13 protein-coding genes and 1 tRNA gene are annotated in these 14,993 nt (G+C 72.6%); 9 read left to right on the top strand and 5 right to left on the bottom strand.

The features are described from left to right. The first annotated feature begins 131 nt into the window (after positions 1 to 131). The 4 genes from rfbD to OP04_RS20205 all read left to right on the top strand — a co-directional run bounded on the left by rfbD (position 132) and on the right by OP04_RS20205 (position 2,595). A complete protein-coding gene (gene rfbD / locus OP04_RS20215; RefSeq protein ID WP_033341326.1) occupies positions 132 to 1,052 on the top strand; it encodes a dTDP-4-dehydrorhamnose reductase in 921 nt (306 codons plus the stop codon). A 157-nt stretch (positions 1,053 to 1,209) separates the two neighbouring features. Then, the gene (locus OP04_RS56475) at positions 1,210 to 1,335 is read left to right on the top strand and encodes a hypothetical protein (RefSeq protein ID WP_269746689.1); all 126 of its coding nucleotides are present in this window, start codon (positions 1,210 to 1,212) and stop codon (positions 1,333 to 1,335) included. Positions 1,336 to 1,560: 225 nt separating this feature from the next. Beyond that, positions 1,561 to 1,995 carry a DUF6416 domain-containing protein gene (locus OP04_RS20210; RefSeq protein ID WP_033341325.1) on the top strand — a complete coding sequence of 145 codons (435 nt, stop codon included), beginning with the start codon at positions 1,561 to 1,563 and terminating at the stop codon, positions 1,993 to 1,995. A 15-nt stretch (positions 1,996 to 2,010) separates the two neighbouring features. Then, complete coding sequence (locus OP04_RS20205; protein ID WP_033341324.1) at positions 2,011 to 2,595, top strand: hypothetical protein; 585 nt, start codon at positions 2,011 to 2,013, stop codon at positions 2,593 to 2,595. A gap of 36 nt (positions 2,596 to 2,631) precedes the next feature. On the opposite strand, the gene OP04_RS20200 is transcribed toward OP04_RS20205, so the two are convergent. The 4 genes from OP04_RS20200 to OP04_RS20190 all read right to left on the bottom strand — a co-directional run bounded on the left by OP04_RS20200 (position 2,632) and on the right by OP04_RS20190 (position 6,487). Continuing rightward, positions 2,632 to 4,629 (bottom strand): hypothetical protein, encoded by a 1,998-nt coding sequence (locus OP04_RS20200; protein WP_051798391.1) that lies wholly within the window; start codon positions 4,627 to 4,629, stop codon positions 2,632 to 2,634. 1 nt (position 4,630) lies between these two features. Further along, positions 4,631 to 4,704: transfer RNA gene (locus tag OP04_RS53480), tRNA-Pro, on the bottom strand. A 74-nt stretch (positions 4,705 to 4,778) separates the two neighbouring features. Then, a complete protein-coding gene (locus OP04_RS20195) occupies positions 4,779 to 6,140 on the bottom strand; it encodes a permease prefix domain 1-containing protein (protein WP_033341323.1) in 1,362 nt (453 codons plus the stop codon). Beyond that, the gene (locus OP04_RS20190) at positions 6,137 to 6,487 is read right to left on the bottom strand and encodes a PadR family transcriptional regulator (protein WP_033341322.1); all 351 of its coding nucleotides are present in this window, start codon (positions 6,485 to 6,487) and stop codon (positions 6,137 to 6,139) included. Before OP04_RS20190 ends, OP04_RS20195 begins: the two co-directional genes overlap by 4 nt. 278 nt (positions 6,488 to 6,765) lie before the next feature. Between OP04_RS20190 and OP04_RS20185 the strand changes: the two genes are divergently transcribed. From OP04_RS20185 to OP04_RS20165, 5 genes are all read left to right on the top strand, one after another. Beyond that, positions 6,766 to 8,718 (top strand): PPC domain-containing protein, encoded by a 1,953-nt coding sequence (locus OP04_RS20185; RefSeq protein WP_198153900.1) that lies wholly within the window; start codon positions 6,766 to 6,768, stop codon positions 8,716 to 8,718. Positions 8,719 to 8,837: 119 nt separating this feature from the next. Continuing rightward, positions 8,838 to 11,102, top strand: a complete 2,265-nt coding sequence (locus tag OP04_RS20180) for an ATP-binding protein (RefSeq protein WP_063746645.1) — start codon at positions 8,838 to 8,840, stop codon at positions 11,100 to 11,102. A gap of 45 nt (positions 11,103 to 11,147) precedes the next feature. Continuing rightward, complete coding sequence (locus tag OP04_RS20175; RefSeq protein ID WP_033341320.1) at positions 11,148 to 12,041, top strand: AfsR/SARP family transcriptional regulator; 894 nt, start codon at positions 11,148 to 11,150, stop codon at positions 12,039 to 12,041. Positions 12,042 to 12,161: 120 nt separating this feature from the next. Continuing rightward, complete coding sequence (locus OP04_RS20170; protein ID WP_232323659.1) at positions 12,162 to 13,130, top strand: AMP-binding protein; 969 nt, start codon at positions 12,162 to 12,164, stop codon at positions 13,128 to 13,130. 112 nt (positions 13,131 to 13,242) lie between these two features. Beyond that, positions 13,243 to 14,235, top strand: a complete 993-nt coding sequence (locus OP04_RS20165) for an aldo/keto reductase (protein ID WP_033341319.1) — start codon at positions 13,243 to 13,245, stop codon at positions 14,233 to 14,235. Here OP04_RS20165 and OP04_RS20160 read toward each other — a convergent pair whose 3' ends face one another. Beyond that, on the bottom strand, positions 14,236 to 14,955 hold the full coding sequence (locus tag OP04_RS20160) for a spermidine synthase (RefSeq protein ID WP_033341318.1): 720 nt from the start codon (positions 14,953 to 14,955) through the stop codon (positions 14,236 to 14,238). It abuts the gene before it with no gap. Positions 14,956 to 14,993: the final 38 nt, after the last annotated feature.

Raw genomic sequence — 14,993 nt, 5'->3', positions numbered from 1 at the left:
CCGGCAGTTACTTCGCAATCAAGCTGTGATCGACGCGCGTGGCAGACCGGCCGGGGCGCACGTGCTCCCTGGTACCGTGGCGAGCGCTCCTTGGCCGGGAGCATGTCATCGCACTCCTGGGGGGCCGGCACATGACCCGTTGGCTGATCACCGGCGCGGGAGGGATGCTCGGCCGCGACCTCGTCGCCGCCCTGACCGAGCCCACCGCACCGTACGGCCGCCATGCCCGCCGTAGTGACACCCCGGTCGAGATCACGGCTGCCACGCGCGACAACCTGGACGTGACGGACGCGGCCGCGGTCGCCTCCGCGGTCTCCGGACACGACATCGTGATCAACACGGCTGCGTGGACCGACGTCGACGCGGCCGAGGACCACGAGGACGTGGCGACGGACATCAACGGTCGCGCGGTCAACAACATAGCGGCCGCCTGCACCGTCAACGGCGCGAAGCTGATCCAGATCTCCACCGACTACGTCTTCGACGGCACCGGCACCACGCCGTACCCGGAGACGCACCCGACCGCGCCGATCAACGCGTACGGCCGGGGCAAGCTCCTCGGTGAGCAGCTCGCGCTCCGCACCGGCGGCTACGTGGTCCGCACCGCCTGGCTCTACGGCGACCACGGCCCGAACTTCGTGGCCACCATGCTGAAGCTGGCCGCGACCCGTCCCACCGTCGACGTGGTCACCGACCAGATCGGCCAGCCCACCTGGACCGCCGCGCTCGCCGAGCAGCTGGTCCGGCTCGGCACGGCCGCGCTCGCCGGCACCGCCCCGCCCGGCGTCTACCACGGCACGGCCGCGGGCCAGGCCAGCTGGCACGACCTGGCGCGCACCCTCTACGACCTGGCCGGCCTCGACCCCGACCGGATCAAGCCGACGACCGCGGAGGCGTTCGCCCGCCCCGCGAAGCGCCCCGCGTACAGCGTCCTCGGCCACGACGCCTGGGCCGCCGCCGGCATCCCCGCCCAGCCCGACTGGCGTGTCCAGCTCGACCACGCCCTCAGCGAGCCCGGCATGTCCGACCTGGCCAAGGCCGCGCGGTCGTAGAACCCGTCCACGGGACGGGTCGCCCTTGAGGGTGCCCGGGGACAGGTAGCTGTCAGGACCCGATTCGCGGCTGAGGCCGATCGTGTCGCCACAGCGGTGTCCTGTCACTGTGTCGTGCGCGGGGCCGTTCGTCTGCGGATTGTCATCGAGCGGCTCGGTGCACGACGTTCCCTTTCTCCCGGAGAGCGCGGTGCCGGTCGACGGCCGGCGCGGCCCCGCTGACACCGGGCATGCCGACGACGGCGCGCCGGCCGGCCGCGTGGACGGCACCGCGGCCGGCTGACCGTGCGTGCTCACCTCCCCCGTATCGGCAGGCGCGCATCGTCGATCCAGACCGCCCTTCGCCGCCTCCTCGAAGCATCCGGACCTGGCCTCGGTCCTGCGGGCGAGGCGAGTGCGACGGCCTCCGGACGGCGGGGAGGCCGCGCATACTTACTTCTCTGTTGATGGGTATTTACTTGTTCCAGACTTGTATCTAGCCTACATTTGCACGATGGGAGGGGAGCATATGCTGGATATCACGGTCAAAGTGCCTGAGGATCGGGTTGCCGAGTTCTACTCGATGTACGGCAGATGGCTGGCCGGGGACGACACGACCGAGTCGCCGGAGGCGGATCCAGCGCAGATCCGGCGGTGGACTTCCGCCGACGAGGCACTGGCTCGCGAGCTGTGGGCAAAGTTCAACGACCGGGCGAGAGCCCTGTTCTCCGTCCTGCTCGACAACCCGCACAAGGAGTTCAGCGGGCAGGAGTTGGCGGACCTGGTGGACATCCCGAACGGCGCGAACGGGGTCGCGGGCGTGCTGGCGTGGCCGGGCCGGTACTGCAGGCAGGCGCATCGCAACATCTGCTGGAGCGTCGGCAACAACCACGACGGCTCACTGGCGGTGTATTGGATGGACGGGGTCCTTGCCGATCTGTTCGGCAAGGCCCGGCGTTCCTGACGGATCGGAGTTTCGATGATCATGGCGATTCAGACCTGCCCGAGGTGCTTCAGCGCCGACGACGTTTCCATGCAACGGCTGCCGGACGGATTGGTCCGGTACACCTGCGCCGACGCGCGCCAGCACGACGGTCATGTGTACGTCTGGGAGCTGAGCGCTCGCCAGGCCACCGGGACCGCGGGCACCGCCGCCGAGGGCGTCACCGATGAACTCCTGGATCCGCTCATGCGGTGCATCGGCGCGCATGAACCGTTCCTGGAGTACGGCATCGTCGAGTATCGCTTGTCGAAGGTCCGGCCCGATCTCTATGCCGCGCACATACGGGAACAGGGACACGTGATGCTGGAGCCGAGCAGCGTGACGGCGACAAACTCCCGTTTCAGCCTGGCGCTGGTTCGTCTCCGAAGCGAAGGACAGCTGGTCAGTATCACCGGTCCAGCGACCGGAGCGTGGTCGTACAACGGACAGGTCAGTTACTGGGCACGGCCCGGAGCCCCGGGGCGGAAGTCTCTGACCTGGGAAGACTTCTGCTTGTCGGAGGGCCGCGAACCAATGTGGACGGCGGCCGACAGGGCCACGGCGCGAGGTGAGGCGGCCTGAACGCTCGGCCGGGGAACAGCGCGGTGACAGCAGTGGTCAGCGCACCACCCAGCCGAGCAGCGGGCTTCCGCCGCGCGCGCCGGACGCGACCTGCCCGAGTTCCTCCACGGCGGGCAGCAGCCGCTCACGGACTCGCTCCGGTCCCGACCGGAGCCGGTCGTGGAAGGCGGCGATCGTCTCCTTCGGGTCGCCGGTGCCCGGCACGGACAGGAAGAAGATCGCCTGACGCCACGCGTACGCGATGTCCTTCCTCGCCCGCAGGCTGCCCGGACGGGCCGCGATCCGCAGCGCGGTGCCGAACGCGCCGTCCGCGGCAGCGTGCCAGCCGTCCTGTGGCTCGGCGCCGACCGCGTACGCGAGTGTGGCCAGGTTGTGCGTGGTGATGATCTGGCCCTGCTCGATGATCGCGCCGTTCCCGGCGGTGGAGGCGCGCGGCTGTCCGGCCCGTGCCCGGCAGTAGCCGGCGAGGTCGGCGGCGGCCCACTTCCAGTCGATGTCGTAGTACCGCTGGTAGAGGCTCCCGTCGAGCAGTTCTCCGGCGAGCGCGGCGGCCTTGCGGAACTTGGGTGTGAACCCGCCCATGAAGATGTCCGCGGCCAGTTCCTCCACCCACGGGTGCACCGGTGAGAGCGTCGCCAGTTCGGTGACCAGCGGGCTCGGGGTGATCGTCCCGGGGAATCCGGTGAGGTAGTACGTGCCGAGCCGCCAGGCGGTCTCCGCACGCCCGGTCGGGCGGGCGGGCTTCTGCGCGGCGACCCACGGCAGCTCGCCGATGCGCACCTGGTGGGCGTAGTCGCGCAGCAGCAGTGATCGGCGGTTGCGGAACGCGCGGTAGACGGCGGCCATCAGTGCCGGGTCGGCGTACCCGGACGCCTCCACCACCGAGGTGATGTGCGGCGTGAGCCGGGCCAGGACCTCGGCCGACGGCACGACCCGGGCGGCGATCAGTTCGGGGATCGTCCCGGCGGTGGCTCGCCGCACCACGCGCCGGATCGGCTCCGGCACCGGCACGCCGTCGACCGGCGCGCAGATCGCGTCGACGTCGGACACTCCGGTGCGCGGGTCGAGCGCGCCGAGCCGGGTGGAGACGGCGTGGGCGAGCACGTGGTGGCCGGGCTTCGCCGCCTGCCGGGCCTGCGCGGTCCGCAGTGCCGTGTGACCGGGCGAGCCGGGCAGGCCGCGCTTGGCCGTCATCGACGCGATCGCGACGCGCAGCAGGCCGGTGTGCCGCGGGGTCAGGTCGCGGCCGGCGACGACGTGCTCGGCCGCGGTGCGCAGGATGTAGAGGTTCTCCTTGCGGCGCAGGTGTTTGCGGCTGTGCTTGTGCTTCGTCGCGAGCGTCCGGTAGCGGGCGATCAGGTTCCGGGCGCGGTCGGCGTCGAAGTCCAGCCAGAGCGTGAGGAACGCGTCGGCCAGCGGATTCCACACGGTCAGTGCCTCGCGCTGTGCGGCGATCCGCGGATTCTCCGTCCGTGCGGCCAGTTGCGAGGCGGCCTCGCCCGCGCCGGCGCGCCACACCACGTCCGGCGCGCGTACCACCGGGCGGTCCGGGACGGGTGTGAAGCACAGCCGGTCGGCGTACGGGCCGATCGCCTCCAGCACCTCCAGCGCGGCGGCGCGGTCGCCGGAGCGCAGCAGGGACGCGACGACCAGCAGCGCGCCCTGCTCGGGCACGTCGATGCGGTAGTCGCCGCTGTCGAGCATCGCGTGCAGCTCGGCCAGGCCCGCGTCCGTCAGGGCGTGGGCGAACGCCGCGGCCCGGCTGCCGAAGCGTGCCTCGTGCGGCCGCAGCGGTCCGCCGGCCGACGCCTCGCCGGTCGCGAACCCGCCCCGGGCCACGTCGAGCGTCACCCAGGCCGGAAATTCCTTCACGGGGGTACGGGAGCCGTGTGCGTGGCCGCCGGACAGCACCAGCGACCACCGTCGTACGCGCTCCTCCGCCCGCTGCCGGGTTGCCGGGTCCTCGTGCGTGGCGGCGGTGACGAACGCCGACGCGAGCTGCCCGGTCACGTATCCGGCCTGTGCCTTGTCCATGCCGGCGTGGCGGGCCCTGCCCCCGCGCCCTCCGGGTACCAAGCCCGGTGCTCTGTCTCGCTGAGCTACACGCCGTCGAATGGTCCGACCCTAGAGCAGCGGTCCCTCCGCCGCCGCGCATTTTCCGGGCGGCGGAGGGGACGCGACGCCTAGCGGAAGCCGAACACCGGCGGCAGGACCAGGACCACCGTCCAGAACCACACCGCGTACACGGGAAGATACAAGGTCTGCCAGCGCTCGATGGCGGCGAAGCCGGCGCGCCGGCGGACGAACCCGAACAGCAGCCACGCCGACCACGTCAGGTTGACCAGGAGCACGATGTTCTGGCCGATCGCGGTCGTGTTGTTCGGTGTGGTGCCGTACTCGGCGATCCGGCCGGCCATCGTGTAGAGCACGAGCGCGTCGATGAGCAGGGCGGCGACCACGAGGGCGAGCTGCATGACGTCGAACGGGCCGCGCGGGGCCTGCGGGTCGCGGGCCGACAGCGAGTACAGCAGCAGGCCCAGGACGACCGCGAGCAGCAGGTCGAACATGACGAGGGCGTCACGGTCGACGTCGATGCCGCTGCCGTTCCAGCCGATGACGGCCAGGTAGGCCAGCAGCGCCACGGTGAACAGCGGGGTGAACAGCCGGGTCAGGACCGGGGCGATGTTCTCGATGACGCCCTGTTTGACCTCGACCAGCCAGCCGCCGACGACGGTCGCGGCGACCAGGCCGCACGGCACCACCCAGTTCTCGATGAGGTCGTCGGCCGAGACTCCGATCGCGTCGAAGATGCCGTACAGGAAGGCGATGAGCACCCCGCCGCCGAGCATCATGAGGACGAGGTAGACGAACCATTCGCCGGTGAAGCGGATGAAGTCCATCCGGCGCCGGGACGCGCGCAGGTCGTCGGAGACGTAGGCCAGGCCCACGAGCAGCCACAGCGCGAGCGGCAGATGGGACATGACCAGGCCGATCGACTGGGAGTCGTCGCCGAGCGGGTAGGCGTTCGCGACGACGGCGCCGAGCGCGAACATCGCGGCCAGCACGCCGTAGACCCACGTCGCCGGGCGTCGCCGCCACACCAGGAAGGCGGCCAGCCAGGGCAGCGTGAACAGGCCGAAGTTCCGGGGGTAGAACATGGCGCCGTCGGCGAACGACAGGCCGAACAGCTCGGGCACCTTGATCGAGACGGCCGCGCCGAGCGCGCAGACCAGCATCGCGTACAGGCTGCCGCGCCTGGCCGGGTCGGCGGGTTCGCCGGTGAACATCAGCTGTTTCCACAGCCGTTCGGAGTGCTCGCGGGCGAACTCGCGGGACAGGTCGTCCAGGCCGCCCATCCGCTTGACCGCGACCAGGAACGCCTCGTCGCGGCTGAGCCCGAGCGCCACCAGCCCGTCGACGGTCTCGCGCAGGTGGTCCTCCAGCTCGTCGGCGTCGGACTCGCGCAGTTCGGGGCGGCGGCGCACGTACTCCCGCCACTGCACGAACTGGTCCTCGACCTCGTCCTTGCCGTCGGTGACGGTCACGCGGTGCCCTCCTGGGGGATGAGAAGCGGCCAGACCTGCGTGAGCGCGTCGACCACGGTCTGCCACTGACGTCGTTGCTCGGCCAGTTCGGCCAGCCCTTGCGGGGTGATCCGGTAGTACTTGCGGCGCCGCTCCCCCGCGACCGCCTGCCAGCTCGCCTCGACGTGCCCGAGCCGTTCCAGCCGGTGCAGCAGCGGATAGAGGAAGCCCTCGGTCCAGTCGAGTTCGCCGCCGGACAGCTCGTTGATGCGGCGCAGGATGGCGTACCCGTAGCTCTCCCCCTCGGCGAGGATGCCGAGCACGATGGGCGTCGCCGACGCGGCCACCAGATCCTTGGTCACCTTCACGGGCACCTCCCTGATACCTAGAAGTACGAGGCATAGTAGTTCTAGGCATCAAGAAAACCAAAACCCACAGGCCCACGGGGGTACGCCTCCGGCGTAGCCCGCGCCCATGGATGTTCACATCCATGAACCCGACGCCGCCGATCCGCGAAAAGGGCAGCTCAGAAGCGGTACTGCTCCGGTGGGGGCGGCGTCGGAGCGGCGGGGACGGGGCTGCGTGAATCGCGCGGGCGCACCTAGGCTGGCGCTCGGCACAGTGTCCAGCGTCTATGGGAGGCGTCGTGAAGGTACGCACAACCCTGCGCAGAACAGCACCGCCGCTCCTCGTGATGACCCTCGCCGTGACCGTCGCGGCGCCCTCACCGGGGCAGGCCGCGCCGCCGGATCCGGCGAAGCAGAAGAGCCTGGCCGCGACCGGCGCGAACCCCTACCTGTCGGTCGGCGCGAAGAGCATGCCCGGCGCCCGGTCCGAGACGCCCGGCCTGACGTTCGGTCTCGACGGCAAGCTGACCACCACGCGGATCGCGGCCTGGCAGCGCGCGATGGCCACCGGCGCGGAGGCGGCGGCCACGCGGCCGGGCGGGAGCGCCTACACCGAGCGGGAGCCGGCCACGGTCCGCGGCCGCAACGACACCCGGCCGGAGTTCATCCCGGGGGTCGGTTCCGGCCGGCACGAGACCGGCACGTTCACGATCAACGGCACGCTCGCGTCCGAGGCCCCGGTCGCGGTGCCGCTGGCGTCGCCGGCCGAGGACGACGGCGCGATCCCGCCGGCCACGGACACCGGCATCTCGGCCCAGCACCGGGCGGTCACCACCGGCGGCACGATCGGGGACGGCCCGCACGGCTCGGCCGGCACCGGCACCGGTGACTTCGACTTCTACGCGCTGACCGGGCGCGCGGGCGAGGTGGTCACGGCGGACGTGGACACGCCCGGCGCGGCGCTGGACAGCATCGCCGTGCTGTACGCGGCGGACGGCACGCTGATCGGCGGCAACGACGACCAGGCGCCGCCGGAGGACTTCAGCAGCCGGTTCTCGATCGAGCTGCCCGCCGACGGCACGTACTACGTGGCGGTCGGCGGCTGGAGCCCCGATCTGCTCCCGGCGGACCCGGACGATCCGGCCAGCGGGCCGGGCGCGGGCTCCGAGGGGCCGTACGAGCTGCTGCTGCAGGTCGCGGCCGAGGACCGGGACTCGTTCGCGGTGGATTTGGACAAGGGCGACGTGCTGGGCCTGACCGTGTCCGGCGGTGCGGCGCGGCTGGAGGTCTACGACCCGAGCGGCACGCTGGTGTTCGGGTCGGCGGTCGACCTGTCGTTCATCGTGCCGGCGTCGTCGGCGCTGCCGAAGGGCGGTAACGCGAACGCGGACCACATCGCGGCGGTCTCCGGGCGGCACCGGATCGTGGTCGAGCGCGGTGCCGGGGCGTACACGGCGAACGCGCTGATCACCCGCCCGCCGGCGGAGTCGGAGCCGAGGGGCACGAAGCAGACGCTGCTGATCGACACGAACGGCGCCACGATCGACCCGGCCATCTTCAACGCGGGCGCGACGCCGGGCGAGCGCCCGGTGACCGGCCTGCCGCAGTTCCTGGCGAACTGGGGCCTGACCGAGGCCGACCTGCCGCGGCTGCACGAGGTGATCACCCGGACCGTGACCACCCAGCTGCACCTGGCCCGCCGGGACGCGCGCGTGGACGAGCTGGCCGTGCGCGTGGTGACCAGCGCGGACGGGCCGGAGACGTGGGGTGCGCCGGACACCAGCCGGGTGATCATCGGCGGCACGATCGAGGAGCTGGAGATCCCCACGGTCGGCATCGCGCAGTCGATCGACCCGGGCAACTTCGCCCGGGAGGAGACCGCGATCGTGCTGCTGGATCTGCTCAGCGGCCCGGCCGGGGACGCGATCTCGCTGAACACCTACCTCACGCCGGCCAGCGACCGGGTGGCGTTCATCGGCCGGGTGCTGGGCACGCTCGTCACCCACGAGGCCGGGCACTACCTCGGCAACTGGCACATCAGCAGCATCGACGCCGCGCTGAACATCATGGACGAGGGCGGCGCCGACCCGGCGTTCTTCTTCGGTGTGGGCCCGGACAACGTCGGCGGCACCGCGGACGACGTGCTGGCCCGTTACGGGCCGGGCCCGCTGAGCACGTTCGAGGGTTTCGACGGCACCGAGAACACCGCGGTCCGCACCAGCTGGGCGCTGGTCGCACCCCGCAACCGATAGGTCCCACGGGGGTACGGGTCGCCGCCCGTACCCCGGCGTTGCTCGCAGTGCAGTTCCTGTCAAGAGCGCGTCCATACGCTTCGCCGGTGCTTCTACGGCGGGTCTATCATGCCCTGGTGATGTTCGGCGATCGGTTGCGTGCGCTGCGCCGGGACGCCGGGCTGACCCTGGAGCAGTTGTCCGAGGCGTCCGGCGTCAGTGACCGGACGATCAGTGACATGGAGCGCGGCCACAGCCGGGCGCCGCAGGCCCGCACGCTCGCCGCGCTGGCCGACGGGCTGCGCCTGACCGACGAGGCGCGGGACGTCCTGATCGCGGCCGCGAAGGAGGCCCGTTCGCCGAGCGCGGCCGGCCGCCCCCGGGTGGGCGAGCTGCCGCGCGGCGTCGGTGACTTCGTCGGCCGCGCGGCGGAGCTCATGATCGCCCGGGACGCCGCGAAGCGGACCGGTGACGGCCCGGCTCCGGTGCTGGTCGTGCACGGCACGGCCGGGCTGGGCAAGACCGCGTTCGCGGTGCGGGTCGCCGACGAGCTGCGGGGCGAGTTCCCGGACGGCCGTGTCTACGTCGACCTGCGCGGCACCGACTCCGCGCCGATCGAGCCCGGCGAGGCGCTGGGCCGGTTGCTGCGCGCGCTGGACGTGCCGCCGGCCCGGATCGCCGCGGGTGAGGACGACCGGTCCGCGCAGCTGCGCGCGCTGCTGCGGGACCGGCGGTGCCTGGTCGTGCTGGACAACGCCGGCGCCGAGGCGCAGGTGCGCCCGCTGCTGCCCGCGGGTGGTCCGTGCCTGGTCGTGGTGACCAGCCGACGCATCCTCGGCGGCCTGGAGGGCGTGCTGCGGATCCCGCTGCCGCCGCTGGCCCCGTCCGAGTCCGCCGGGCTGTTGCGGGCGATCGCGGCGCAGGCCGGCGACCCGGACGCGACCGCGCAGGTCGAGACGGTCTCCCGGCTGTGCGGGCACCTGCCGCTGGCGCTGCGGATCGCCGGCACCCGGCTGGCCAGCCGTCCGCAGTGGACGGTCGGCAATCTGGTGGACCGGCTGGCCGGCGCGGACCGGCGGCTCGCCGCGCTGACGGCCGGCGACACCCGGATCGCCGCCGCGTTCGGCCTGTCCTACGCGCAGCTGCCCGCCCCGGCCGCGACCATGTTCCGGCGCCTGGCCCACGTGCCCGGCCCGGACTTCGCCGCGCCGCTGGCGTCGGTGCTCACCGAGACGGACCTGCCGGACGCCGAGGACTGCCTCGACGAGCTGGTCGAGATCGGCCTGCTGCAGCCGCAGGGCGCGGACCGCTACCGGTTCCACGACCTGATCCGCCTCTTCGCCGAGGACCGGCTGCGCGCCGAGGAGACGGACGGGACCAGGACCGCGACGGCACGCCGGATGACGGACTGGCTGCTGGCCACCGCGACCGTCGCCGGCCTCTGGTACCACTCCCACGACGGGACGCCCCCGGACGGCGCGGACGGCCTCGTGCCGATGGCCGGCATGCAGGAGGCCGGCGACTGGCTGCGCGCCGAGACCGACAACTGGCTGGCCGCGCTGCGCACGATCGCGGCGGAGGACCGGCATCAGGTCGTCGTCGACACGGTCGAGGCGCTGGCCTACTACGCCAACTCGACGCCGCTCTGGCCCGGCTGGGCGGAGACGCACCGGCTGGCGATGCTGGCGGCGGCCGCGCTGCCCGACCGGCGGCAGCAGCTGGACCATCTGGTCAGCTATTCGTGGGCGCTGCTGCACAGCGGCAACCGGGCCGAGGAGTCCGTGCGGGTCGCGATGGACGCGCTGCGGATGGCCGAGGAGACGGACGACCTCGAGAACCAGGGGCTGGCGCTGCAGTACGCCGGCGCGGCGCTGCGTTACCTGGGCCGCCTGGACGAGGCGCTGGCGTCGTGGCGGGCCGCGATCGCGCTGTTCGAGCAGGGCGGTGACCTCGGCCCGCACGCGGCGAAGCGGGGAGGCTACGCCGCCACGCTCGCGACCGCGGGCCGCGACGCCGAGGCGGTGGAACAGTACCTGCAGATGCTGTCCGAACTGGACAGCATCGAGATGCCGCAGGGCGCCGTCGCCGTCATCCACGCGAGCGCGCATGCCGGCCTGACCACGTCGTACTGCGCGCTGGAGCAGTGGGACGAGTGCCTGCGCTGGGGTGCGACCGCGCTGCCGCAGGCCACCGAGCTGCACAACGTCCGGCTGGTCGGCCACGTCCGCATCGCCACCGGCCGGGCCCACGCCGCGCTCGGCGACACCGGCAAGGCCCGCGCCGATCTCGTCGCCGGCCTCGAGGCGCTCGAGGAGAGTCACGCCGCCGGCAGCGGGCTCGATCTGGCCTTCCTGAAGGCGGGCCGGGAGACCCTCGACGACCTGGGCCCCCACGCTTCTGCGTAATTTCCTGCGTGGCCCGGCCGTACCCCCGCTGGTTGCATGTCTGTCATGGCTTCCCACCTGGAACTGCAGCTTCTCGGTCCGTTGCGGCTCTGGCGCGACGGCGTCGAACTCGACACCGGCCAGCGGCAGCAGACCTACCTGCTCGCCCTGCTGGCGGCCCGCGCGGGCCGGCCGGTCAGCACCGCCGAGTTGATCGGCATGATCTGGGAGGACGACGCGCCCGCCTCCGCCGTCAACATCATCCAGAAGTACATCGGCGCGCTGCGCCGGCTGCTGGAGCCCGGACTGCCGGTCCGTGGCGCCGGCTCCTACCTGGTGCGGCACGCCGCCGGCTACCTGTTCACCGCGGCCCCGGACATGCTGGACATCACCGTGTTCCGGGAGCTGATCGCCGACGCCCGGACGATGCTCGCGCGGCAGCGGCCGGCCGAGGCGCTCGGCACCTACGCGCGGGCGCTGGAGCTGTGGCGGGGGCCGTCCGGCGACGGCACGACGCCCGGCCCGCGCGCGATGCCGGTCTTCGCCGCGCTGGACGACGAGTTCCTCGACGCGTGCGTGGCCGCGTCCCGGCTGGCGGTCGCGCAGGGCCGGCCGGAGCTGGTGCTGCGGTCGTTGCGCCTGGCCGCGTCGATGGCGCCGCTGCACGAGACCGTGCAGGCCGCGCTGATCGCGGTGCTGGACGCGGCCGGGCGGCACGCGGAGGCGCTGTCGGTGTTCCCGGCCGTGCGCGCCCGGCTCGCCGAGGAGCTCGGCACCGACCCGGGGCCGGTGCTGCAGGCCGCGCACCGGTCCGCGCTGCGCCGGACACCGGACGTGGTCACCGGGACCGGGCCACGGCCGGGTTCGCGTCTGATGGAGCGGCTCGCCGCGCTGCTGCGCGAGGAGCCGCCGACCGAGCCGATGGTGCTGGTGCTGCAGCCGGCCGGCCGGCGGTCCTGACATGCGCGGTCACCCGGCGCCGGCGGGGTCCGCCGGCCGCAGGTCCAGCAGCGTGGCGGCGGCCCGCGCGGGTGCGGCGTAGGCGCGCTCGAGGTCGCGGAAGAGCTTCTGCTCGTCGGCGTGGACGTCGCCGGTGACGACGTCACGCTGGTCAGCGCGCCGCTGTTCCACGTCGCCGCGCTGCACCAGTGCCTACTGCCGACGATCCTCAAGGGGGGCCGCACCGTCATCATGCCCGCCTGGGACGTCGACGGCGCCTACGACCTCATCGCCCGGCACCGGGTCACCTGGATGTTCGGGGTGACGTCGATGTACGCCGCGCTCGCGGCCTCCCCGCGCTGGCCGGACGCGGATCTGCGGTCCGTCCGGCGGCTGCTGGTGGGCGGCTCGGCCGTGCCGGAGGCGCTCATCCACACGTACCAGCGGCGGGGTCTGGTCTTCTGCCAGGGCTACGGCTTGACGGAGACCGCGCCGGGCGCCACCTTCCTGGAAGCGCCGGAGGCGGCCACCCATCCGGGCTCGGCAGGCCCGCCGGTCTTCTTCACCGACGTGCGGTGCGTGCGGCCGGACCTCACCGACGCCGATCCCGGCGAGCCCGGCGAGGTCGTCGTCCGCGGCCCGAACGTCACCCCCGGCTACTGGAACGATGCCGGCGCCACCCGCGACGCGTTCACCGGCGACTGGTTCCGCACCGGGGACATCGCCGTGGCCGGCCCGGACGGCCACCTGCACATCGTCGACCGTCTCAAGGACATGTATATCTCCGGCGGCGAGAACGTCTACCCGACCGAGGTCGAGGCCGTGCTCTTCGCGCACCCGGCGGTCGCCGAGGCCGCGGTGGTCGGCGTCCCCGACCCGGCGTGGGGCGAGACCGGGCGGGCATTCCTCGTCCCCGCGGCGGGCCGCCGGATCGACGCCGGCGAGATCCGCGCCTTCCTCACCGGCCGGCTCGCCCGCTACAAGATCCCCCGCTACATCGACGTCGTCGACGCCCTGCCCCGCACCGGTTCCAACAAGGTCCGCAAGCCACAGTTGCGCGCGCTGCCGCTGCCGGGCGCGACGGGCACGGCCGGGCTGGCGGGCTCCTGAACACGCGGCCGTACCCGATGCGGCTCTTGAAGATTGTGAAATTCAGGAGCCGTCGCCGGTACGACGGGAGCGCGTTCATCCGCCCGGCAGACCATCGGCGTAGGTTGAGATCATGGAATACACCCGCCTGGGCCGCAGCGGCCTGTCCGTGTCCCGGCTCGTGCTCGGCACCATGAACTTCGGCGTGGACACGCCGGAGGACGACAGCCACGCGATCATGGACCGCGCCCACGAGCACGGCATCAACTTCTTCGACACCGCCAACGTGTACGGCTGGAAGAAGGGCGAGGGCATCACCGAGAACATCATCGGCCGCTGGTTCGCCGGTGGTGGCGGCCGCCGGGAGAAGACCGTGCTGGCCACCAAATATCACGGCAGCATGGGCGACTGGCCCAACGACGACCTGTCGTCCGCGCTGAACATCCGCCGGGCCTGCGACGCCTCGCTGAAGCGGCTGCAGACCGACTACATCGACCTGTACCAGATGCACCACGTCGACCGGACCACGCCGTGGGACGAGATCTGGGAGGCGTTCAGCGTCCTGCGCCAGCAGGGCAAGGTGCTGTACTTCGGGTCGTCGAACTTCGCCGGCTGGCACCTGGCCCAGGCGCAGGAGGCGGCCCGGTCGCGGCACTTCCTGGGCCTGGTCAGCGAGCAGTCGATCTACAACCTGCTGACCCGCTGGGCCGAGCTGGAGGTGCTGCCCGCCGCCCGCGAGTACGGTCTCGGCGTGATCCCGTGGTCGCCGCTGCAGGGCGGCCTGCTCGCCGGTGTGCTGCGCAAGCAGCGTGAGGGCGCGACCGCGCGCAGCTCCTCCGGCCGCGCGGCCGACGCGCTGGCGACACACCACGATGCGATCGAGGGCTACGAGAAGCTGTCCGCCGACCTGGGCGAGGACCCGGCGAACGTCGGCCTGGCCTGGCTGCTGGCCCAGCCCGGCGTGACCGGCCCGATCATCGGCCCGCGCACGGTCGCCCAGCTCGACGGCGCGCTGCGCGCACTGGAGATCCAGCTGGACACGCCGACGCTGGCCCGGCTCGACGAGCTGTTCCCGCCGGTCGGCCCGAACGGCGCGAAGCCCGCCCCCGAGGCCTACGCCTGGTAGTCAGTCGGCCTTGCGCGCGACGTAGACGGTGTTGGCGGACCGGCCGCCGGTCAGCGGGTTCGCGAAGGTGACCACGTGCGCGGCCGCGGTGGCGAAACCCTGCCGGAGCAGGGACAGGAAGCTCTCCTCCGGGGCGTCGTCGGACCACAGGCCGAACACGCCGCCGGGCCGCAGCCGGTCGCCGAGCCGGGCCAGGCCGGCGGGGGTGTAGAGATCGGCGTGCGCGGGGTCGAGGACGTTGACCGGCGAGTGGTCGATGTCGACCAGGATCGCGTCGAAGCGCCGGTCCGGCGTGGCCGGGTCGAAGCCGGTGCCGTCGCGCAGCAGCGCGAAGAAGTCACCCTCCCGCAGCGTGGTGCGCGGGTCCGCGGTGAGCGCGGCGGCGTCCGGGAGCAGGTCCCGCCGGTGCCAGTCGATCACCGGTGCCAGCGCCTCGACCACGATCATGGCGCGGACCCGGTCGTCGGCCAGGACGGCCCGCGCGGTGTAGCCGAGCCCGAGCCCGCCGACCACGACGTCACACGGGAGGTCCGGCAGCGCGGCCAGCCCGAGCCGGGCCAGCTCCTCCTCGGCGACGGTGAACATGCTGGACATGAGGTACTCGTCGCCGAGCTTCACCTCGTACACCTGCGTATTGGTGGTGGGTTCGAGGCGCTGCCGCAGGCTGATCTCGCCGATGTGCGTGGAGGCCCAGCCGAGTTCGGCGAATCGCGGGTGCATGGTTCTTCCTCACGGCGTGGTGGTGGACCGCGCCAGGG

Origin of the sequence: Catenuloplanes japonicus (genome assembly GCF_000717135.1) — a bacterium.
Classification (GTDB): Bacteria; Actinomycetota; Actinomycetes; order Mycobacteriales; family Micromonosporaceae; genus Catenuloplanes; species Catenuloplanes japonicus.
Note: the sequence above shows the minus strand (reverse complement) of the source record. Positions and strands in the feature narration are given on the sequence as shown.

What these genes read in the sequence shown, in the direction of transcription:
- rfbD (WP_033341326.1), top strand. Translation starts at nt 132, where the DNA reads ATGACCCGTTGGCTGATCACCGGCGCGGGAGGGATGCTCGGCCGCGAC.
- OP04_RS20210 (WP_033341325.1), top strand. Translation starts at nt 1,561, where the DNA reads ATGCTGGATATCACGGTCAAAGTGCCTGAGGATCGGGTTGCCGAGTTC.
- OP04_RS20205 (WP_033341324.1), top strand. Translation starts at nt 2,011, where the DNA reads ATGATCATGGCGATTCAGACCTGCCCGAGGTGCTTCAGCGCCGACGAC.
- OP04_RS20200 (WP_051798391.1), bottom strand. Translation starts at nt 4,629, where the DNA reads ATGGACAAGGCACAGGCCGGATACGTGACCGGGCAGCTCGCGTCGGCG.
- OP04_RS20180 (WP_063746645.1), top strand. Translation starts at nt 8,838, where the DNA reads ATGTTCGGCGATCGGTTGCGTGCGCTGCGCCGGGACGCCGGGCTGACC.
- OP04_RS20175 (WP_033341320.1), top strand. Translation starts at nt 11,148, where the DNA reads ATGGCTTCCCACCTGGAACTGCAGCTTCTCGGTCCGTTGCGGCTCTGG.
- OP04_RS20165 (WP_033341319.1), top strand. Translation starts at nt 13,243, where the DNA reads ATGGAATACACCCGCCTGGGCCGCAGCGGCCTGTCCGTGTCCCGGCTC.
- OP04_RS20160 (WP_033341318.1), bottom strand. Translation starts at nt 14,955, where the DNA reads ATGCACCCGCGATTCGCCGAACTCGGCTGGGCCTCCACGCACATCGGC.